The following is a 20,809-nucleotide window of genomic DNA, read 5'->3' on the forward strand; positions in this document are numbered from 1 at the left end:
GCACACTCGTGCGCAGGCACTGCCAGCGCAGCACGGGAACGGAGAGACACCATGACGAAACCGCCTGCCGACCGCACCGCTCATGCCGAACACGCCGCCTACGCCGCCTACGCCGACCGGGTCTGGCACGGCGAGGAGGACCTCACGCGGCACCTGTCGGGCGCCTTCACCGCCGGCGGACTGGTCCCGCTCGGCGAACGGACCGGCATGTTCGCCTCGTTCGCCAACGTCTTCGTCTTCGACACCGGCGACGGACTGGTCCTCGTCGACTCCGGCGACCTGCGCACGGCCGAGCCGCTGCACGCGGCCGTGCGCGCCTTCCGCGGCCCCGGCACCCCGGTGCGCTCGGTGGTGTTCACCCACGGCCACGTGGACCACGTCCTCGGGGTCGCCCCGTTCGACGCGGACGCCGCACGGGGCGCGGGGGAGCGGCCCACCGTGATCGCCCACGAGGCGGTCGCCGGCCGGTTCGACCGGTACGTCGCCACCGCCGGGTACAACTCCCGGGTCAACCAGCGGCAGTTCGGCGTCCCCACCCTCCGGTGGCCGACGGACTACCGCTACCCGGACGTCACCTACCGGGACCGGTACACCCTGCGCCGGGGGGACCTGACCTTCGAGCTGGTGCACGCCCGCGGGGAGACCGACGACCACACCTGGGTGTGGATCCCGGAACTGTCCACCCTGTGCACCGGCGACCTGTTCATCTGGCACGCGCCCAACGCGGGCAACCCGCAGAAGGTCCAGCGCTACCCCGAGGAGTGGGCGGCGGCGCTGCGGACCATGCGGGACCTGGGCGCCGAGGTGCTGCTGCCCGGCCACGGGGTGCCCGTCACCGGCGCCGAACGGGTGCGCCAGGCCCTCGGGGAGACGGCGGAACTGCTGGAGACCCTGTGCGAGCAGACCCGGACCCTGATGAACGAGGGACTGCGGCTCGACGAGGTCGTCCGGCGCGTCGCCCTCCCCGAGGACCTGCTGGCCCGCCCCTACCTGCGCCCCGCCTACGACGAACCGGAGTTCGTCGTCCGCAACCTGTGGCGGCTGTGGGGCGGCTGGTACGACCAGAACCCGGCCCACCTCAAGCCCGCCCCGGACGCCGCCGTCGCCGCGGAGTTCGCGGCCCTGGCCGGCGGCGCCACGGCGCTGGCCGACCGGGCACGGGAGCTGTGCGCGAAGGGCGACCTGCGGCTCGCCGCCCACCTCGCCGAGGCCGCCGCGCTCGCCGCGCCGCGGGACACGTCGGTGGCCGCCGCCCGCGCCGAGGTCTACGCCGCCCGCGCCGCCGCCGAGACCTCCACCATGGCGCGCGGGGTGTTCGCCTGGGCCGCCGCCGAATCCGCCGCGGTCGTCCACGGCACCGACGTGGCCACCGAACTGACCCGCACCCCCGAGGGGCGGCGCCGCGCGGAGGGCGTCATCGGCGTGGGGCTGACACCCGCCGAGACCGCGGCCGCCCGTGCGAGCCGGACCGCGGGGGAGAACGCGTGAACACCGAGGACCTGGCCTACCTCCCGGCCGTCGAGGCGCTGCGCCTTTTCCGGCGGCGCGAACTGTCCCCCGTGGAGCTGATGCGTGCCGTCGTCGAGCGCGCCGAACGCACCGAGCCCGTCGTGAACGCGTTCGCCGAGCGGCTCTTCGACGAGGCCCTCGACCAGGCCCGGCGGGCCGAGGCGCGCTACGCGGCCGGCTCCCGCCTTCCGCCCCGGCCGCTGGAGGGGCTGCCGGTCGCCGCCAAGGAACTGCACGCCATGGCCGGACGCCCGGTCACCAACGGCTCACTGGTCCCACCCGGGCCGCCACCGCGGGAGAACGCACCGGTGATCGACCGGGTCCTGGCGGCGGGCGGCATCGTCCACGCCCGCACCACCCAGTCGGAGTTCGGGGTGTCCACCTTCACCCACTCCCGGCTGTGGGGCGTCACCCGCAACCCCTGGCAGCCCGAGTACAGCCCCGGCGGCTCCTCCGGCGGGTCCGCCGCCGCGCTCGCCGCCGGGTCGGCGACGCTGGCCACCGCCTCCGACATCGGCGGCTCGATCCGCATCCCGGCGGCCTTCACCGGCCTGGCCGGCTTCAAGCCGCCCCACGGCCGGGTGGCCGCCGCGGGGACCGGCGGCGCGGACACCTACCGTTCCGACGGCCCGCTCGCCCGCACGGTCGCGGACTGCGCCCTGCTGCAGAACGTGCTGTGCGGCCCCGACCCGCGCGACCACCACGCGCTGCGCCCGGCGTACGTCCTGCCGGACACTCACGCGCCGGTGGCCGGGGCACGCCTCGCGCTGTGCGTACGGCTCGGCGACTTCCGGGTACACCCGGAGGTGGAGAAGAACACCCGGGCCGTGGCCGACGCCCTGCGGGAGGCAGGCGCGGTCGTCGAGGAGATCACGCTGCCCTGGACGGTGGAGCGCGTCCTGCACGCCGCCGCCCCGCACTTCGCCGCCCGCTTCGGAGCCGGCGTGGTGGAACTCGCCGAGGCCCACGGGGACCTGCTCACGCCGTACACGCTCCGGTTCGCGGAACAGATGCGCACCGTGGCCGAGCAGGCCGGCCCGCTGTACGGGCTGCAGCGCGAGGCGGAGCTGCAACGGGAACTCGCCGAGGCAATGGCGGAGTTCGACGCCCTGCTGTGCCCCACCACCACCGTCCCGGTCTTCCGGGCCGGCGACGACATGCTGGACGGCTGCGTGGTCGACGGCACCGACTACGGGCCGTGGAACCTGCAGAGCATGACCCTGCCGTTCAACGTGGCGGGCAACTGCCCCGTCCTGACCGTACCGAGCGGCCGGTCCTCGCACGGCGTCCCCACCGGCGTGCAGATCGTCGGGCACACCTTCGACGACGCCACCGTCTTCCGGATCGGCCACGCCCTGGAGAAGCTGATGCCCGCCCCGTACGCACCGGAGCACCGTCCCGCCCTGTGACGACGGCCGGGACGGCGGCGCGCCCCGACCCGGCGCGCCCCCGACCCGGCGCGCCTCGTCACGGCGTGTCGTCGTCCCGCGCGTTCATCGGCACATAGGCCAGGCTGCGTCCCATGCCGTCCAGGATGCGGCCCATCCGTTTCACCCAGACGAGGGTGACGCTGCGCTCCACCACCCGGGCCGACGGCCGGTGCTCGGCGAACTGCGCCTCGAAGCGCGACAGTTCGCTCAGGCTGTGCAGCCACACCTGCACCAGCAGGTTGGCCTCGCCCGACACCGAACACACCAGCCGCGGTTCGCGCATCGCGGACAGCGTCTCGGCGGCCTGCGCCAGCTCGCCGGGCGGCACCGCCAGCCACAGCGTCGCGGTGACCCGCCACCCCGCCAGGAGATGCGCCGTCTCGCAGCGCAGCACCGCCCGGCCGCTGCCCAGCGCGGCCGCCAGCATCCGCCGCACCGTGCTCTCCGGACGGCCCAGCGTCTCGCCGAGCCGCGCATAGGACTGCCGGCCGTCCGCCGCCAGCACGACCATCAACTGCTGCTCGTCCACGCCCGACGGGCCCGAGTCCGCCCGTTCGGCCGCCGCCTTCTCCAGCCCTCGCTGCTGACGCTGGCTCAGCGCGTCCATCCGCCACCTGCTGGCCTCGCGGTAGATGCGCTGCACCAGATGGGTGCGGGTGCCGGTGACGCCGGGCAGCCCGCCCAGCCGGCGCAGCACGTACGCGGCGAGCGCCGGCAGATCCAGCGCGGCCACCGTCAGCAGCAGACCGTGACCGCCCGCGGTGATCTCCACGCTGTACACCCGGCCGTCCCGGGCCAGCACCCGCGCCAGCTCCTCACAGGCGCCGGGCGCACAGGCGACCTGCACCAGCGCGAACGCCGCGTACTCGGCCTGCGCGCCGCCCGGATAGCAGGTGACCCACGCGCTGCCGCTGTCCCGCAACCGGGCCCAGCGCCGGGACAGGGTGGCCGGATCCAGCCCCAGCGGACCGGCCAGCCTGCTCCACGGAGCGCGCGGATCGAGCTGGAGGGCGTTGATCAGCGCGAGATCTGCCTCCGTCAGAGTGGCGGATTCCTGCACAGACCCTCGTCCTCCTGCGGATTCGTGCAATTCGACGGCCCCGGCCCGTGGGGTGCCGATTCTGTCAGCCATTCGGGTTCGCCCTCGCACAGGGGAGATGCGTCATGCCACGTTCCCGCCTGACCGCAAGTGCCGTCCTGGCCCTTTCCGTCGGCCTTCTCAGCTCCGCGTGCACCACCTCCTCCGGCCCCGAGGGAGCCGGCGCGTCCGGCCCGGCCGGGGCCGGCACCATCCGCTACGGCGTCACCTCCGACGTCTCCACCTTCGACCCGGCCAAGGCCACCGCGGCGACGGAGTACACGTTCGCCCGCCTCACCTACGCCACCCTGGTCGGCCGGGACAACGGCGGGAAGATCATCCCTCAGCTCGCCCGGACGTGGAAGGCCACCCCCACGTCCGCCACCTTCACCCTGCGCGAGGACCTGACCTGCTCCGACGGCAGCCCTCTCACCGCCGGACAGGTCGCGGCCTCGCTGCGGCGCTACGCCGACCCGCGGAAGGGTTCCAGCAGCTCCGGTCTGGTCTTCGGACCCGGCGGCACACCCGAGATCACCGCGGACGACAGGGCCCGCACCGTCTCGGTCGAGCTGGCGAAGCCCTGGTCCGACCTGGTACCCGGACTCGCGCTGCCCGTCACCGGCATCGTCTGCGCACCCGGACTGGAGGATCTGACGGCCCTGGCCAAAGGTTCGGTCGAGGGCGCCGCCACCGGCGGCTACACCCTGACGAAGGCGCAGCGCGGCACCTCGTACACCTTCGAACGGCGCAAGGAGTACGCGGCCTGGCCGCCCTACGAGCAGCAGCCCGAGGGCGAGCCGGCTGACACCTTCGCCGTCTTTGTCGTCGGCAACGAGAGCACCCTCGCCAACCAGGTGAGCACCGGCGCACTGGACTACGCCCCCTTCACCGGCCCCGACGCCACCCGCTTCCAGGGCGGCGAATGGCGCACGAAGACCGCGCCGATCCTGCGCATGTACCTGGTCCTCAACGAGCGCGAGGGCCATCCGGGCGCCGACCCCGAGGTCCGCCGGGCCGTCGCCCAGGCCGTCGACGCCGCCGCCTACAACAAGGTGCACGGCGGCCGCGGCGAGCTGATGAAGAGCTTCGCCGACTCGTCCGCGCCCTGCGTCAACACCGACGCCTCCCTGCTGACCGGGCACGACCCGGCCGCCGCGAAGAAGGTGCTCACCGGGATCCCGCTGAAGATCACCGGCACCAACGCCATCGCCGGCGGGGCGGGCAACGACTACGTGCAGGAGGTCCTGCGCTCCGCGGGCGCGAAGACCGAGCTGCGCAACGTCGACAACGCCACCTGGGCCACCGAGGTGCTCGGCGGCAAGGGCGACTGGGACGTGACCGTCATGGCCCACCTGAACCTGTCCGGCACCCTCACCAACGCCGCCCCGCTGCTCTCCGGCCAGGCACCGCCGGCGGGCCGCAACTTCGGGGACGTGCAGAACCCGGGCTTCGTCGAGGCCTTCGGCCGGGCCATGGCCACCGTCGACGAGGAGGAGAAGTGCGCGAACTGGCGCAGCGCCCAGAAGGCGCTGCTGGAGCGGAACGACGTGGTGCCGCTGGCGACGGTCCCGGTCACGTACGTGCTGAGGAAGAACATCGACGGCGCGATGGCCATGGGCTTCATCGACCCGACGACCCTGCGCGTCAGCCACTGATGGCGGCCGCCCCGAACCCGGCCGCGCCGGCCGGAGCGCCGCCGGCGGGAACCCCCGCACCCGCCGCGGGCGCGCGGCGGGCCGGGACGGACCCGCGCCCGGCCGCCCGGCCCTGGACGGCCTTCCTGGTCCGCCGCCTCACCGGCCTGCTCGCCGTGCTCGTCACCCTCGTGACCGTCACGTTCCTGCTGGTCCAGCTCGTCCCCGGCGACCCGGCCCGCGCCGTGGCCGGAACCGACGCCACCCCGGCGGAGATCGCCCTGCTGCGGCACGAGATGGGGCTCGACAAGCCGCTCGCCGAACAGTTCACGTCCTACGTGGGCGGGCTGCTCCGGGGCGACCTCGGCACCTCCTTCCAGACCCGGCAGCCGGTCGTCGACGTGATCGCCGAGCGGCTGCCGTTCACGGCGCAGCTCGCCTTCCTGTCCATCGCGGTCGTGCTGGCCGTGTCGGTCCCGCTCGGGATGGCCTGGGCCGTGGCGACCAGGGGCGGACGCAGGCCGCGCCTGAACCACACCCTCACCTTCGTCACCGGACTGGTCAGCGCGGTGCCCGAGTACGTGCTGGGCACCCTGCTGGTCCTCGTTCTCGCCGTCTGGGCGCCGCTGCTGCCGGCCGCGGGCGCCGCCAGCCTGTCGGCGATGGTGCTGCCCGTCACGGCCATCGCCCTGCCGGGCGCCTGCGTGATGGCACGGGTGGTACGCAGGGAGACCGCCGGGGTGCTCGAGCAGGACTACCTGCGCACCGCCCGCGGCAAACGGCTGCCCGGCACCCTGCTCCACACCCGGCACGCGCTGCCCAACCTGCTGACCGGCACCCTCACCCTCGGCGGACTCAGCCTGGTCGCCCTGCTCGGCGGCACCGTCGTCGTGGAGAGCGTCTTCGCCTGGCCCGGGATCGGCACCCGTGTGGTCCAGGCCATCCTGAGCCGCGACTACCCCGTCGTCCAGGGCATCGTGCTCGTCCTCGGACTGCTCGCCGCCGTGGTCAACCTGCTGGTCGACGTCCTGCTCGGGCTCCTCGACCCGCGCACGCTCACCGGGAGGAACGACTGATGGCCCTCCGGAAGGAACAGGGAGAACAGAAGGAACGGACGGCCCTCCGCGGCGGCACCCCGGCGCTGAAGGCCGCGCTCACCGGACTCGCCCTCGTCGCGCTGCTCGCCGTGGTCGCCCCCCTCATATGGGGCGACCAGGCGCAGCAGCTGTCCGGCGCGGCCCGCCAGGGCCCCTCCGGCGACCACTGGCTCGGCACCGACGCCCTCGGCCGCGACGTGCTCGCGCGCACCCTGGTCGCCACCCGGCTGACCCTGCTGATGACGGTGGCGACGACGGCCGTCGCCGCGACGCTCGGCATCCTGCTGGGCGGCGCGGTCTGCGTCGTCGGGCCGCGGCTGCGCCGCGCGGGGTTGCGGATGATCGAGGTCATGGTGTCCTACCCGGCGGTCATCCTCGCCCTGATGGTCGCCGCGGTGCTCGGCGCCGGCACCACCGCCGCGGTCGCCGGCATCGGCCTGGCCTGGACCCCCGCCTTCGCCCGCCTGACCGCGAACCTCGGAGCCTCCGTCGCCGGCCGGGACTTCGTCTCCACGGCCCGGCTCCTCGGCGTACCCGCCCGCCGCCTGCTCACCCGGCACCTGCTGCCCAACATCGCCGGCCCGCTGCTGGTCCTGCTCTCCGTCGTCTTCGCCGGCACCCTCACCGCGCTGTCCGCGCTGTCCTTCCTCGGCCTCGGCGTGCAGCCGCCGTCGTACGACTGGGGCGCGCTGCTCAGCGGCGGCCTCCAGGCCCTCTACACCAACCCCGCCGAAGCCGTGGGCCCGGCGCTGGCGATCACCGTGACCGGCGTGCTGGCCTGCTTCGCGGGCGACGGGCTGGCCGCACTCGGCGACAAGGACCGCCAAGCCGCCGCACGTCGCCCGGCGAAGGAGAGCCCGGCCGCCACGGCACCGCGCGAGCCGTCCGGCGCGGCACCCGAGGGGGCACTGCTCGAGGTCGACCGCCTGGACGTCGAACTCCCGGACGGCACACGGCTGGTGGACGGCGTCAGCCTGCACGTCATGCCCTCGGAGATCGTCGGCGTCGTCGGCGAGTCCGGCTCCGGCAAGAGCATGACGGCCATGGCCGTCGCCCGGCTGCTGCCCGACGGCGTCACCGGCCGCGCCGCCCGGCTGCGGCTCGGCACCATGGACCTGACCGGCCGGCCCGACCCCGCCCGGCTCGCCACCGAACTGGGCATCGTCTACCAGGACCCCTCGGCCTCCTTCAACCCGGCGCTGCGCGTCGGCGGCCAGCTCACCGAGGTGCTGCGCAGACACCGCGGCGTCCCCCGCGCCGAGGCCGCCCGGCGTGCGGTGGCCGCCCTGGACGAGGTGCGGATCGACCAGCCGCACGCGGTGGCCCGCCGCCATCCGCACGAACTGTCGGGCGGCATGCGCCAGCGCGCCATGATCGCCACAGCGCTGATGACGGAACCCGCGCTGCTGATCGCGGACGAACCCACCACGGCCCTCGACGTCACCGTGCAGGCCGAGGTCCTGGACCTCGTCCGCACGCTCAACCGGGAGCACGGCACCTCCGTGCTGTTCATCTCCCACGACATCGGCGTGGTGACGAGCCTGTGTCACCGGGTCGTCGTGATGTACGCGGGACGCATCGTGGAGGAGCTGCCCGCCTCCGACCTGCGGGCGGGCCGGGCCCGCCACCCCTACACCCGGGCGCTGCTCGCCGCCACGCCCCGGCTGGGGGACGAACGGCCGCAGGGCCCCCTGGCGACCGTTCCCGGACGCCCGCCCAAGCCCGCGGAACGGCCCGGGGGCTGCGCCTTCGCACCGCGCTGCCCGGTCGCCCTGGACGTCTGCGCCGGCACCATGCCCGCGACGGTGCCCCTGGGCGAGGACCGCAGCGCCGCCTGCCACCTCCTGGAGACCGCCTCATGAAGCTGCTCCGCAGACGCCCCGCCACCACCACTGCCGCCCCGGAACCGGTCCTCGGCGGCCTCCGTCAGGGCACCGGGCCCGTCACCACCACCGCGGACGGAGGACCCGGCCACGGCACCGCCCCGACGGCCCGGATCGCCGTCGAGGACCTCACCGTCACCTTCGGGCACGGCTCCCGCGCCCACACCGCGCTCCACGGTGTGACCCTGTGCGTGGCGCCCGGCACCGCCCTGGGCGTGGTCGGCGAGTCCGGCTCCGGGAAGTCCACCCTCGCCAGGACCGTCGTGGGCCTGGTCCGCCCGCGCGCCGGACGCGTGCTGGTCGACGGCCAGGACGTCGTCGGCCTGCGCGGCGCCGCCCTGACCCGCATGCGCCGCCGGGTCCAGCTCGTCCCCCAGGACCCGAACGCCTCCCTGAACCCGAGGATGACCGTGGGCCGGGCCGTCGCCGAGGCCATCGACCCGGTCCGGGCCGACACCCGGCGGTACGCCGCCGACGTCGCCCGCTGGCTGGAGACGGTCGCCCTCGACCCGGACGCCGCCGACCGCTACCCGCACGAGTTCTCCGGCGGCCAGCGCCAGCGGATCGCCGTCGCCCGCGCGCTGGCCGCCGAGCCCGAGGTCGTCATCGCCGACGAGGTCACCTCGTCGCTGGACTGCTCGGTCCAGGCCGAGGTGCTCAACCTCCTCGCCGACCTGCGCGTACGGCTCTCGCTGACCCTGCTCTTCATCTCCCACGACCTCGCCGTCGTACGGCACGTCTGCGACGAGGTCGCCGTCATGCACCGGGGCCGGGTCGTCGAGCACGGGCCCTGCGCCGAGGTGTACCGGGAGCCGGAACACCCCTACACCCGGCGCCTGTTCGACAGCATCCCCGCCCTCGCCCCGCTCCCGGACGAGAACGGCCGGCCCGGCACACCCCCCGACCACGAGGACAGGAACCGATGACGCTGCCCCCGACCACCACCGCCGCCACCACCGCCTCCGACGGCCCCGGCCCCGGGAACCAGACCCTGACCGCCTTCTACGAGGACCTCCACGCGCACCCGGAGCTGTCCATGCGCGAGCACCGCACCGCCGCGCGCCTCGCCGCCCGGCTGCGCGGGGCGGGCGCGGACATCGAGGTCACGGAGGGCGTCGGCGGCACCGGCGTCGTCGCCGTGCTCCGCAACGGCCCGGGCCCGGTGGTGATGGTCCGCGCCGACATGGACGCGCTGCCGGTCACCGAGAACACCGGCCTGCCCTACGCCAGCACGGAGCCCGGTGTCATGCACGCCTGCGGCCACGACGTCCACCTGGCCTGCGCGGCGGGGGCGGTGGAACGCCTGTCCCGCGAGCGCGAGACCTGGAGCGGCACCCTGCTGGTCGTCGGCCAGCCCGGCGAGGAGACCGCCGAGGGCGCCCGCGCCATGCTCGCCGACGGACTGTTCACCCGCTTCCCCCGCCCCGACGTCATCCTCGGCCAGCACGCGGGCCCGGCCCCCGTGGGCACGGTCGGGCACCGGAGCGGGCTGCTGATGTCGGCGGCGCTGGACGTGGAGATACGCGTGTACGGCCGCGGCGGACACGGCGCGTCCCCCGAGAACTGCGTGGACCCGGTCGTGACCGCCGCCTACCTCGTCACCCGCCTGCAGGCCCTGGTCTCCCGGGAGATCTCCCCGCGGGAGGCCGCGGTGGTGACCGTCGGCACCATCCAGGCCGGCACCAAGGCCAACGTCATCCCCGACGAGGCACGGCTCACCCTCAACATCCGCACCCGGAACGACGCCGTGCGCACCCGCGTCCTCGACGCGGTCCGCCGGATCGCGGAGGCGGAGTGCGCCGCCTCCGGCTGTCCGCGCCCGCCGCGGCTCACCGTCTCCCACGACTTCCCGGTCACCAGCAACGACACGGCGACCGTCGAACTCGTCCGCGCCGCGCACCGCGAGACGTTCGGCGCACAGGCGGTGGCGGAGTACGAACCGCTCATGGGCAGCGAGGACTTCCCCGTCTTCGGCATGGCGGAACACAACGGCGGCCCCGCCATCCCCTACGCCTACTGGTTCCTGGGCGCCACCCCGTGGCCGGTGTGGGAGGCGGCGGAGGGCACCGAACCGGCGGAGAAACTCCTCACCGTGCCCGGCAACCACACCTCCGGCTTCGCCCCCGACCCGGCCGTCCTGACCGTCGGCGTCACCGCCCTGACGACCGCCGCCCTGGCCTGCTTCCGCACCACCCCCGGAAGCACCACACCACCGTCCTGACCCCACCCGCGCACCTCCTCCGGTCTGCCGGCCACGGCAGACCGGAGGAGGCACGACAGCGCCTCCCGGGACCGTCAGATGTCCCGGAACGTCTCGATCTGCGCCCCGATCGAGTTCAGCCGCTCCGCCAGGTCCTCGTACCCGCGGTTGATGACGTACACGTTCCGCAGCACCGACGTGCCCTCCGCGGCCATCATCGCCAGCAGGACGACCACCGCCGGACGCAGGGCCGGCGGGCACATCATCTCGGCGGCGCGCCAGCGGGTGGGGCCCTCGACCAGGACGCGGTGGGGGTCCAGGAGCTGGAGGCGGCCGCCGAGGCGGTTGAGGTCGGTCAGGTAGATGGCGCGGTTGTCGTAGACCCAGTCGTGGATGAGGGTCTTGCCCTGGGCGGCGGCCGCGATGGCCGCGAAGAACGGGACGTTGTCGATGTTCAGGCCGGGGAACGGCATCGGGTGGATCTTGTCGATCGGCGCCTCCAGCTTGGAGGGCCGCACGGTGAGGTCCACCAGGCGCGTACGGCCGTTGTCGGCGACGTACTCGGGGGTGCGGTCGTGGTCGAGGCCCATCTCCTCGAGGACCGCGAGCTCGATCTCCAGGAACTCGATGGGGACACGACGCACCGTCAGCTCCGACTCCGTCACGACGGCGGCGGCCAGCAGGCTCATCGCCTCGACCGGGTCCTCGGAGGGGGAGTAGTCCACGTCGACGTCGATGTCGGGCACACCGTGCACGGTGAGGGTGGTGGTGCCGATGCCCTCGACCTTGACGCCGAGCGTCTCCAGGAAGAAGCACAGGTCCTGGACCATGTAGTTGGACGAGGCGTTGCGGATGACGGTGACGCCGTCGTGCCGGGCGGCGGCCAGGAGGGCGTTCTCGGTGACCGTGTCGCCCCGCTCGGTCAGCACGATCGGGCGGTCCGGGCGGAGCTGCCGGTCGACCACCGCGTGGTAGTGGCCCTCGGTCGCGGCGACGTCCAGGCCGAACCGGCGCAGCGCGATCATGTGCGGCTCGATGGTGCGGGTGCCGAGGTCGCAGCCGCCGGCGTAGGGCAGCCGGAAGCGGTCCATACGGTGCAGCAGCGGGCCGAGGAACATGATGATGGAGCGGGTGCGGACGGCGGCCTCGGCGTCGATGGCGTCCATGTCCAGCTCGGCCGGCGGCACGATCTCCAGGTCGGTGCCCTCGTTGACCCAGCGGGTGCGGACGCCGATGGAGTTCAGCACCTCGAGGAGACGGTAGACCTCCTCGATGCGGGCGACCCGGCGCAGCACCGTGCGCCCCTTGTTGAGCAGCGAGGCGCACAGCAGGGCCACGCAGGCGTTCTTGCTGGTCTTGACGTCGATCGCGCCGGACAGTCGCCGGCCGCCGACCACGCGCAGGTGCATCGGACCCGCGTAGCCCAGGGAGACGATTTCGCTGTCCAGCGCTTCGCCGATACGGGCGATCATCTCAAGGCTGATGTTCTGGTTGCCGCGCTCGATGCGGTTGACGGCGCTCTGGCTGGTGTTGAGCGCCTCCGCAAGCTGTGACTGCGTCCAGCCACGATGCTGCCGGGCGTCACGGATGAGCTTGCCGATGCGTACGAGGTAGTCGTCTGCCATGCGCTTGAGGCTATCTCAGATATGAGATCACGCCTCTCGGGGGGTCCGTTCGGGTGATGCGGCGTCAAGGTGCGCCGAAGACGCGCCGGGAGCGTGCCGCGGCCGCGCCTGCGGACACCTCAGCGGCGCTTGGCGGTGGTCGTGCGGCGCCAGCCGAAAGGCCCCGGCAGGTCCATCGACGTCGTGCGCCGTCCCGTGCTGCTGCGGGTGTGGCGCGGGCCCTTCCCGCCGCCGGTCGTGATCGACCAGGAACGCCTGTTGAGGTTCAGCCGTACTCCGGGCAGGATCCGGAAACTCTTGCGGAACGTGAGCGGCATCGTGCCTCCTCCCGAGTGGTGCCGGGTGGTCCCGGCGCACATCGGATACCCCGGATCGGCGTGGAGATGGCCCGCGGGGTCACTCGGGTGGGGCGCACGCCATATCGCGTCCGGGCATGACCAGTCCGCCCCTATGTACTAGAGTTATCTCGACATCGAGATATCTGCCGAGGCGCGCCGCAGTCGCACGCCGCTATCGGATCTAGTGGTAAGGGTTACCTAACTTAGCCCTACCTTAGCGGATCGGCCGGGGCGGCGTGGCGGCAGGATGCGGTGGTACGCGCACATGAATGAAGGAGACTGTCGTGTCGGCGAACAGCTTCGACGCCCGCAGCACGCTGCAGGTGGGCGACGAGTCGTACGAGATCTTCCGGCTGGACAAGGTCGAGGGCTCCGCGCGCCTTCCCTACAGCCTGAAGGTGCTGCTGGAGAACCTGCTCCGCACCGAGGACGGCGCGAACATCACCGCCGACCACATCCGCGCCCTCGGCGGCTGGGACTCGCAGGCCCAGCCGTCGCAGGAGATCCAGTTCACGCCCGCCCGCGTGATCATGCAGGACTTCACCGGCGTGCCCTGCGTCGTCGACCTCGCCACCATGCGCGAGGCCGTCAAGGAGCTGGGCGGCGACCCGGCGAAGATCAACCCGCTGGCCCCGGCCGAGCTGGTCATCGACCACTCCGTCATCGCCGACAAGTTCGGCACCAACGACGCCTTCAAGCAGAACGTCGACCTGGAGTACGGCCGCAACAAGGAGCGCTACCAGTTCCTGCGCTGGGGCCAGACCGCCTTCGACGAGTTCAAGGTCGTCCCGCCCGGCACCGGCATCGTCCACCAGGTGAACATCGAGCACCTGGCCCGCGTCGTCATGATCCGCGACGGCAAGGCCTACCCCGACACCCTCGTCGGCACCGACTCGCACACCACCATGGTCAACGGCCTCGGCGTCCTCGGCTGGGGCGTCGGCGGCATCGAGGCCGAGGCCGCCATGCTCGGTCAGCCGGTCTCCATGCTGATCCCGCGCGTCGTCGGCTTCAAGCTCACCGGTGAGCTGCAGCCCGGCACCACCGCCACCGACCTGGTCCTCACGATCACCGAGATGCTGCGCAAGCACGGCGTCGTCGGCAAGTTCGTCGAGTTCTACGGCGAGGGCGTGGCCGCCACCAGCCTCGCCAACCGCGCCACCATCGGCAACATGTCGCCGGAGTTCGGCTCCACCGCCGCGATCTTCCCGATCGACGACGAGACGCTGAACTACCTGCGCCTGACCGGCCGCAGCGAGCAGCAGGTCGCCCTCGTCGAGGCGTACGCCAAGGAGCAGGGCCTCTGGCTGGACCCGGCCGCCGAGCCGGACTTCTCCGAGAAGCTCGAGCTGGACCTGTCCACGGTCGTGCCCTCCATTGCCGGCCCGAAGCGCCCGCAGGACCGCATCGTCCTCGCCAACGCCGCCGAGCAGTTCAAGCAGGACGTGCGCAACTACGTCGACAGCGTGGACGAGGCGGGCCAGGAGTCCTTCCCAGCCTCCGACGCCCCCGCGGTCACCAACGGCGTGCCGTCCAACCCGGTCCCGGTCACCGCCCCCGACGGCACCACCTACGAGCTGGACCACGGTGCGGTGACGGTCGCGGCCATCACCTCCTGCACCAACACCTCCAACCCGTACGTCATGGTCGCCGCCGCCCTGGTGGCCAAGAAGGCGGTCGAGAAGGGCCTGACCCGCAAGCCGTGGGTCAAGACCACCCTCGCCCCGGGCTCCAAGGTCGTCACCGACTACTTCGAGAAGGCGGGCCTGACCCCCTACCTCGACAAGGTCGGCTTCAACCTGGTCGGTTACGGCTGCACCACCTGCATCGGCAACTCCGGCCCGCTGCCGGACGAGGTCTCCAAGGCCGTCAACGAGCACGACCTCGCCGTCACCTCGGTCCTCTCCGGCAACCGGAACTTCGAGGGCCGGATCAACCCCGACGTCAAGATGAACTACCTGGCGTCCCCGCCGCTGGTCGTCGCCTACGCGATCGCCGGCTCCATGAAGGTGGACATCACCAAGGAGGCCCTGGGCACCGACCAGGACGGCAACCCGGTCTACCTGAAGGACATCTGGCCGACCGAGGCCGAGGTCAACGAGGTCGTCGCCAACGCCATCGGCGAGGACATGTTCTCCAAGTCCTACAGCGACGTCTTCGCCGGCGACGCCCAGTGGCAGGCGCTGCCGATCCCGACCGGCGACACCTTCGAGTGGGACACCGAGTCCACCTACGTCCGCAAGCCCCCGTACTTCGAGGGCATGCAGATGGAGCCGGCCCCGGTCGAGGACATCACCGGCGCCCGCGTGCTCGCCAAGCTGGGCGACTCGGTCACCACCGACCACATCTCCCCGGCCGGCGCCATCAAGGCCGACACCCCGGCCGGCAAGTACCTGACGGAGCACGGCGTCGAGCGCCGCGACTTCAACAGCTACGGCTCGCGCCGCGGCAACCACGAGATCATGATCCGCGGCACGTTCGCCAACATCCGCCTGCGCAACCAGATCGCGCCGGGCACCGAGGGCGGCTACACCCGCGACTTCACCCAGGACGGCGGTCCGGTGTCGTTCATCTACGACGCCTCCCGCAACTACATCGAGCAGGGCATCCCGCTCGTCGTCCTGGCCGGCAAGGAGTACGGCTCCGGCTCGTCCCGTGACTGGGCCGCCAAGGGCACCGCGCTCCTCGGCGTCAAGGCCGTCATCGCCGAGTCCTACGAGCGCATCCACCGCTCGAACCTCATCGGCATGGGCGTCCTGCCGCTGCAGTTCCCGGAGGGCCAGTCCGCGGCCTCCCTCGGCCTGACCGGCGAGGAGACCTTCTCCGTCTCCGGCGTCACCGAGCTGAACAACGGCACCACCCCGCGCACGGTGAAGGTCACCACCGACACCGGCGTCGAGTTCGACGCGGTCGTCCGCATCGACACCCCCGGCGAGGCGGACTACTACCGCAACGGCGGCATCCTGCAGTACGTGCTGCGCAGCCTGATCCGCAAGTAGGCGCCGGCGCACAGCGGCCGAGGGCCGCACCCCCGTCGCGGGGGTGCGGCCCTCGGGCGTTCCGTGCGGCGTCCGGCGTCCGGCGTCAGGCGACCGCCCCGCCCGTGCCGCGGGCCGCGGCGATGTAGTCGGTGCGGCCGGACCCGTCGTACAGCGTGATGTCCACGTACGCGCCCTCCGGGATGTCGAAGTCCTTCACCGTGAGGTCCACGGTCTCGGAGGTCCCCGGCGCGGAGAAGGTGCCCAGGTCGTGGTACGAGCCGCCGGAGGAGTAGCCGACGGCGACGTAGAAGGTGTCGCCGTCGTTCTTCGTGTCGTAGACCCAGAGCTTCTCGTCGTTCGGATGGAACTCCACCTTGCCGACGAACCAGCCGGCGTCGTTCAGTTCCATCTTGACGGCCAGCCCGCCCGCGTCGTGCGCGAAGTGGGTGCCGTCGAAGGGGTCGGTGAGTGTGCCGCCGCTGCACGGGCAGCCGTCGGTGTCGCGGTAGTACGTGGAGACGCCGGGATCGGGGTCGTACGCCTGGGCCGGCGCGGCCGTCGCGAACAGGGCCCCCGTGACCAGCAGCGCGCCCGTGACCAGTCCTGTGAACCGTCTGCCGACATTCGTCCGCATATGTTCCCCCTCCGATGACGCGTGACGCGCCGTCCGGCGGCCGCCGGACGGCGCCCGCTCATTCTGGTGCATCCGTCACGCACGGGGAATGGGGCGCCACACAGGAGTGGGGGGGGGGGGGGGGGGGGGGGGGGGGGGGGGGGGGGGGGGGGGGGCGCGCCCGGCCCCCGCCCCCCCCCCGCCCCCCCCCCGCCCCCCGCCCGGCCGCGCCCGCCCCCCCCCCCCCCCCCCCCCCCCCCCCCCCCCCCCCCCCCCCGCTCCGACGGGGTCCGCTTACGCCGGCAGTTCCCCCGTCGGTCGGACAACGTTGTCAATGAGGCGCGCAAGAGCCAGTGGTGGACCAAGTGAACCGTGGTGTCAAGGGGGTTGAAGACGGCATTCCAGTCCGACGGAAATGATCTTTCCACGGGGGAACGTGCCGGAGCCCGATATTTCCGTGAGGTCTCAACTCGGAAAAGACCGGAGGTGACCTTGTATTCAATCTTGATCCATCGGCGGGAAGTGGACTATACCTGTCGGCACTCCGGGGCATCTTCACCGCACCCGACCTTGTACGGCCGCATTTCCTGCACGACCCAGCTTGACCCGAACGCGGTGCCGGGGAGGATCCGGTTCACCGCCTGAGTCCTGGAGAAGGCGAGGACTTGAGCATGGGATCCATCACCGGTGTGGGCCATCGCGATCTGATCAGGCGGAGCGCGACCGCCGCTCCGGCCCCGGCGACTGTTGTGCCGGCATCGCTCAGCTGATCATCGGTGCTGCACCGCGGCTCCGAGACGACGGCGACAACGCCCCACGTGCGGCCGGCGCAGGACCGGTCCGGCCACGGCGGGCGCACACGCAGCACACCCGTACAGATCCAATCGATCAGTGAGGATGCAGAGATGAGCATTCGTGCCGGCTCTCTTGACAGGCGGACGCTCCTGCGGGGGGCCATTGCCACCGCGGCGATGGGCTCGTTCGCGGTCGCGTGCAGCTCTCCCTCCGGCAAGGACGGCGACGGCGACGGCGGCCCGAAGGGCGAGAAGAGCGCCGAGAACCCGTTCGGTGTCGCCGCGAACTCCACGGTCGAGGCGGCCATCTTCGACGGCGGCTACGGCACCGACTACGTCGACTACACCAACCAGGTGCTCGGCAGCCAGGTCAAGGGTCTCAAGGTCCAGGTCAAGCCGGTCGTCGACATCGCCCCCCAGCTCCAGCCCCGCTTCGTCGGCGGCAACCCGCCGGACCTCATCGACAACTCCGGTGAGGACCAGATCGGCTTCCTCGGCATCCTCGACCAGTTGGAGGAGCTCGACGACCTCTTCGAGGCCAACACCTACGAGGGCAAGAAGATCGCCGACATCGTCTACCCCGGCGTCAAGGCCCCCGGCACGTTCAAGGACAAGTTCGTCGCGCTCAACTACGTGATGACCGTGTACGGCGTCTGGTACTCGAAGACGCTCTTCGAGGAGAACGGCTGGACTCCGCCGAAGACCTGGGACGAGGCGCTCGACCTCGGCCAGAAGGCGAAGAAGAAGGGCAAGTACCTCTTCGTCCACGGCAAGGAGGCGGCGACCTACTACCGCACGCTCCTGATCGACTCGGCGATCAAGGAGGGCGGCGACGAGGTCCGGCTCGGCCTGGAGAACCTGGAGAAGGGCTGCTGGTCGCACCCGGCCATCCAGGGCGTCATCAAGGTCATGGAGACCATGGTCAAGCAGAAGATGTTCGTCCCCGGGGGCTCCGGCACCCAGTTCCAGAAGGCGCAGGCGATCTGGAGCAACGACCAGAAGGCGCTGCTCTACCCGTCCGGTGGCTGGATCGAGAACGAGATGAAGAAGGCCACGAAGGCGGACTTCCAGATGACCGGATTCCCGTCGATGACGCTCACCGACAAGCCGCAACTGCCCTACGAGTCGCTCCGCGCGGCCGCCGGCGAGCCGTTCATCGTGCCCAAGCAGGGCAAGAACCCGGCCGGCGGCAAGGAAGTGCTGCGGGCGATGCTGTCGGAGAAGGCGGCCGCCAACTTCTCCAGGACGAAGCTGGCCCCGACGATCGTCAAGGGCACCGTGCCCGCCGACGGTTACGGATCGACGGCCCTCGTCTCGCAGACGAAGATGCTGGAGGCCGCGGGCACCAACATCTTCAACTACATGTTCGTCGAGACCTACGGGCTGAACACCGACCAGCTGGTGCCGTGGAACTCGTTCCTCGCCGGTGACCTCGACGGCAAGGGGCTGACCTCGGCGCTGCAGAAGATCTCCGACAAGGTCCGGGAAGACGACTCCGTCGACAAGGTCAAGGTCAGCTAGCACCGCGATGAAAGACACGATCCCCACTGCCGGAACCGCGAGCCGCCGGCCCGAGCCGGCCGCTCGCGGCGGGCGGCCACGGCGCCGCAAGCTCACGTTCGACCGGGTGACGTTCTTCCTCGCGTTCCTCGGTGTCCCGCTGGCCATCTTCGTGATCTTCGTCCTGATCCCGTTCGGTCAGGCGATCTTCTGGGGGATGACCGACTGGCGCGGCTTCAGCCCGGACTACAACTTCGTCGGCTTCGACAACTTCACGAAGATGTTCCAGGACGACGTCTTCCTGAAGGCGTTGCGCAACGTCGCGCTCCTCGCGGTCTTCGTGCCGCTGGTGACGCTGACGCTCGCCCTCGGGGTCGCCGTGGCCATCACCCTGGGCGGGCCCAGCAGGGGCCCCGTCCGAGGGATCCGGGGAGCGTCGTTCTACCGGATCATCTCGTTCTTCCCCTACGTCGTGCCGGCGATCATCGTCGGTCTGATCTGGGCGCAGATGTACGACCCGAACGCCGGCCTGCTCAACGGCGTTCTCACCGGCCTCGGCCTCGACCGGTTCGACACGTTCGCGTGGCTGGGCGAGAAGGCGACCGCGATGCCGTCCGTGATGTTCGTCATCGTCTGGGGGCTCGTCGGGTTCTACGCGGTGCTCTTCATCGCCGCGATCAAGGGCGTTCCCGCCGAGCTGTACGAGGCGGCGAGGATCGACGGGGCCGGCCGGTTCCGCACCACGGTCTCGATCACCCTGCCGGCGATCCGGGACAGCGTGCAGACGGCGTACATCTACCTGGGCATCGCCGCCCTCGACGCCTTCGTCTACGTCCAGGCGATGGTGCCGAACGGCGGCCCGGACAACTCGACCCTGACGATCAGTCAGCGTCTGTTCAACGTTGCTTTCGCCAAGCAGCAGTTCGGCTACGCCACCGCGATGGGCGTCGTCCTCGCCGTCGTCACCCTGGTGTTCGCGGCGCTGGTGTTCCTCGTCAACCGCCTCACGGGCGGCGGCGAGGGCGAGAGCAGGAGGAAAGCACCTGGGTCCAGAGCTCGGCGTGCCGCAGCCAAGGGAGGCGCCCGGTGAGCGTCATTGCCGCCGACCGGAAACCGGCCAGTGACCGGAAACCGGCGAGAGACCGGAAGCTGACGCGCGTCGCCGCGAGCAGCGACCGCAGATTCGCGGCGATCTCGCACGCCCTGCTGATCCTGTGGTCCGTGATCGTGATCGTGCCCATGCTGTGGGTGCTGATGTCGTCGTTCAAATCGACCGGCGAGATCCTTTCGTCGCCGTTCTCGCTGCCGGATCGCTGGCGGTTCGAAAACTATGCGAACGCGTGGACCGACGCGAGCATCGGAAGGTACTTCCTGAATTCCGTGATCGTCGTGGTATCGGCACTGATCCTGGTGATGCTGCTCGGCGCGATGTGCGCCTACGTTCTCGCCCGGTTCGAGTTCCCCGGCCGCCGGCTGATCTACTACGTGATGCTCGCCGGCCTGACTTTCCCGGTCTTCCTGGCGATCGTTCCGCTCTTCTTCCAGTTGCAGAACTTCGGGCTGCTGAACACGCGTTTCGGACTGATCCTCACCTATGTCGCGTTCGCGCTGCCGTTCACGATGTTCTTCCTCTACTCGTTCTTCCGTTCGCTGCCGCACGACGTGTACGAGGCCGCGCTGATCGACGGTGCCGGGGACTGGCGGGCGTTCTTCCAGGTGATGCTGCCGATGGCCCGTCCGGGCATGGCGGCGGTGGCGATCTTCAACTTCCTGGGCCTGTGGAACCAGTTCCTGCTGCCGGTGGCGCTCAACACCGACCAGGACATGTGGGTCCTCACCCAGGGCATGGCCGCCTACGCGTCCTCGCAGGTCTACGACATCGACTACGGCGCGCTGTTCGCGGCGATCGTGATCACGGTGGTGCCCGTACTGATCGTGTACTGCGTCTTCCAGCGACGGATCGCCGGTTCGGTGTCGCAGGGCACCTTCCGCTGACGCCCACCGCCGCTCCACCCGTCGTACGCAGGGGTGGGGGGGGGGGGGGGGGGGGGGGGCGGGGGGCGGGGGGGGGGGGGGGGGGGGGCGGGGGGGGCGGGGGGGCGGGGGGGGGCGCGGGCGGGTGAGGGG

Annotated in this window: 15 protein-coding genes; 11 read left to right on the plus strand and 4 right to left on the minus strand. The window is 71.7% G+C overall.

The features are described from left to right. Window positions 1-51: 51 nt before the first annotated feature. Complete coding sequence (locus tag ACFYOJ_RS11030; RefSeq protein WP_356551601.1) at window positions 52-1,488, plus strand: alkyl sulfatase dimerization domain-containing protein; 1,437 nt, start codon at window positions 52-54, stop codon at window positions 1,486-1,488. Then, entirely contained in the window at window positions 1,485-2,918 is a 1,434-nt protein-coding gene (locus tag ACFYOJ_RS11035) for an amidase (RefSeq protein ID WP_356551603.1), read from the plus strand. The genes ACFYOJ_RS11030 and ACFYOJ_RS11035 overlap by 4 nt, the downstream gene beginning before the upstream one ends. 58 nt (window positions 2,919-2,976) lie before the next feature. Here ACFYOJ_RS11035 and ACFYOJ_RS11040 read toward each other — a convergent pair whose 3' ends face one another. After that, complete coding sequence (locus ACFYOJ_RS11040) at window positions 2,977-3,999, minus strand: Lrp/AsnC family transcriptional regulator (protein WP_356551605.1); 1,023 nt, start codon at window positions 3,997-3,999, stop codon at window positions 2,977-2,979. 104 nt (window positions 4,000-4,103) lie between these two features. Between ACFYOJ_RS11040 and ACFYOJ_RS11045 the strand changes: the two genes are divergently transcribed. The 5 genes from ACFYOJ_RS11045 to ACFYOJ_RS11065 are packed head-to-tail and all read left to right on the plus strand — an operon-like array spanning window position 4,104 to window position 10,852. Beyond that, window positions 4,104-5,672: an ABC transporter substrate-binding protein gene (locus ACFYOJ_RS11045; protein WP_356551607.1), complete on the plus strand. Its 1,569-nt coding sequence runs from the start codon at window positions 4,104-4,106 to the stop codon at window positions 5,670-5,672. After that, entirely contained in the window at window positions 5,672-6,727 is a 1,056-nt protein-coding gene (locus tag ACFYOJ_RS11050) for an ABC transporter permease (protein WP_356551609.1), read from the plus strand. The genes ACFYOJ_RS11045 and ACFYOJ_RS11050 overlap by 1 nt, the downstream gene beginning before the upstream one ends. Beyond that, on the plus strand, window positions 6,727-8,610 hold the full coding sequence (locus tag ACFYOJ_RS11055) for a dipeptide/oligopeptide/nickel ABC transporter permease/ATP-binding protein (RefSeq protein WP_356551611.1): 1,884 nt from the start codon (window positions 6,727-6,729) through the stop codon (window positions 8,608-8,610). Before ACFYOJ_RS11050 ends, ACFYOJ_RS11055 begins: the two co-directional genes overlap by 1 nt. Further along, complete coding sequence (locus ACFYOJ_RS11060) at window positions 8,607-9,557, plus strand: ABC transporter ATP-binding protein (RefSeq protein ID WP_356551612.1); 951 nt, start codon at window positions 8,607-8,609, stop codon at window positions 9,555-9,557. Before ACFYOJ_RS11055 ends, ACFYOJ_RS11060 begins: the two co-directional genes overlap by 4 nt. After that, window positions 9,554-10,852 (plus strand): amidohydrolase, encoded by a 1,299-nt coding sequence (locus ACFYOJ_RS11065; protein ID WP_356551614.1) that lies wholly within the window; start codon window positions 9,554-9,556, stop codon window positions 10,850-10,852. The genes ACFYOJ_RS11060 and ACFYOJ_RS11065 overlap by 4 nt, the downstream gene beginning before the upstream one ends. Window positions 10,853-10,926: 74 nt before the next feature. Here ACFYOJ_RS11065 and ACFYOJ_RS11070 read toward each other — a convergent pair whose 3' ends face one another. Together ACFYOJ_RS11070 and ACFYOJ_RS11075 are read right to left on the minus strand one after the other, a co-directional pair. Continuing rightward, window positions 10,927-12,456 carry a UDP-N-acetylglucosamine 1-carboxyvinyltransferase gene (locus ACFYOJ_RS11070; protein ID WP_356551615.1) on the minus strand — a complete coding sequence of 510 codons (1,530 nt, stop codon included), beginning with the start codon at window positions 12,454-12,456 and terminating at the stop codon, window positions 10,927-10,929. A 119-nt stretch (window positions 12,457-12,575) separates the two neighbouring features. Next, window positions 12,576-12,773, minus strand: a complete 198-nt coding sequence (locus ACFYOJ_RS11075; protein WP_356551616.1) for a DUF4236 domain-containing protein — start codon at window positions 12,771-12,773, stop codon at window positions 12,576-12,578. Window positions 12,774-13,078: 305 nt separating this feature from the next. Here ACFYOJ_RS11075 and acnA point away from each other — a divergent pair, with 305 nt between their 5' ends. After that, complete coding sequence (gene acnA / locus ACFYOJ_RS11080) at window positions 13,079-15,793, plus strand: aconitate hydratase AcnA (protein ID WP_356551617.1); 2,715 nt, start codon at window positions 13,079-13,081, stop codon at window positions 15,791-15,793. 85 nt (window positions 15,794-15,878) lie between these two features. On the opposite strand, the gene ACFYOJ_RS11085 is transcribed toward acnA, so the two are convergent. Next, entirely contained in the window at window positions 15,879-16,409 is a 531-nt protein-coding gene (locus ACFYOJ_RS11085; RefSeq protein WP_356551619.1) for a hypothetical protein, read from the minus strand. 950 nt (window positions 16,410-17,359) lie between these two features. On the opposite strand from ACFYOJ_RS11085, the gene ngcE reads away from it, so the two are divergent. From ngcE to ACFYOJ_RS11100, 3 genes are read left to right on the plus strand one after another with little or no spacing between them, the layout of a single operon-like run. Then, on the plus strand, window positions 17,360-18,703 hold the full coding sequence (gene ngcE / locus ACFYOJ_RS11090; RefSeq protein ID WP_356551894.1) for an N-acetylglucosamine/diacetylchitobiose ABC transporter substrate-binding protein: 1,344 nt from the start codon (window positions 17,360-17,362) through the stop codon (window positions 18,701-18,703). Window positions 18,704-18,710: 7 nt separating this feature from the next. Further along, window positions 18,711-19,772, plus strand: a complete 1,062-nt coding sequence (locus tag ACFYOJ_RS11095) for a sugar ABC transporter permease (protein WP_356551621.1) — start codon at window positions 18,711-18,713, stop codon at window positions 19,770-19,772. After that, a complete protein-coding gene (locus tag ACFYOJ_RS11100; protein ID WP_356551622.1) occupies window positions 19,769-20,677 on the plus strand; it encodes a carbohydrate ABC transporter permease in 909 nt (302 codons plus the stop codon). Before ACFYOJ_RS11095 ends, ACFYOJ_RS11100 begins: the two co-directional genes overlap by 4 nt. The last annotated feature ends 132 nt before the right edge of the window (window positions 20,678-20,809 follow it).

Origin of the sequence: Streptomyces sp. NPDC006384 (genome assembly GCF_042870695.1) — a bacterium.
Taxonomy (GTDB): domain Bacteria; phylum Actinomycetota; class Actinomycetes; order Streptomycetales; family Streptomycetaceae; genus Streptomyces.

Bases quoted from the DNA above. Each gene is read 5' to 3' on its own strand.
- ACFYOJ_RS11030 (WP_356551601.1), top strand. From the start codon at position 52: ATGACGAAACCGCCTGCCGACCGCACCGCTCATGCCGAACACGCCGCC.
- ACFYOJ_RS11045 (WP_356551607.1), top strand. From the start codon at position 4,104: ATGCCACGTTCCCGCCTGACCGCAAGTGCCGTCCTGGCCCTTTCCGTC.
- ACFYOJ_RS11050 (WP_356551609.1), top strand. From the start codon at position 5,672: ATGGCGGCCGCCCCGAACCCGGCCGCGCCGGCCGGAGCGCCGCCGGCG.
- ACFYOJ_RS11055 (WP_356551611.1), top strand. From the start codon at position 6,727: ATGGCCCTCCGGAAGGAACAGGGAGAACAGAAGGAACGGACGGCCCTC.
- ACFYOJ_RS11060 (WP_356551612.1), top strand. From the start codon at position 8,607: ATGAAGCTGCTCCGCAGACGCCCCGCCACCACCACTGCCGCCCCGGAA.
- ACFYOJ_RS11065 (WP_356551614.1), top strand. From the start codon at position 9,554: ATGACGCTGCCCCCGACCACCACCGCCGCCACCACCGCCTCCGACGGC.
- ACFYOJ_RS11070 (WP_356551615.1), bottom strand. From the start codon at position 12,456: ATGGCAGACGACTACCTCGTACGCATCGGCAAGCTCATCCGTGACGCC.
- ACFYOJ_RS11075 (WP_356551616.1), bottom strand. From the start codon at position 12,773: ATGCCGCTCACGTTCCGCAAGAGTTTCCGGATCCTGCCCGGAGTACGG.
- ACFYOJ_RS11085 (WP_356551619.1), bottom strand. From the start codon at position 16,409: ATGCGGACGAATGTCGGCAGACGGTTCACAGGACTGGTCACGGGCGCG.
- ngcE (WP_356551894.1), top strand. From the start codon at position 17,360: ATGGGCTCGTTCGCGGTCGCGTGCAGCTCTCCCTCCGGCAAGGACGGC.
- ACFYOJ_RS11095 (WP_356551621.1), top strand. From the start codon at position 18,711: ATGAAAGACACGATCCCCACTGCCGGAACCGCGAGCCGCCGGCCCGAG.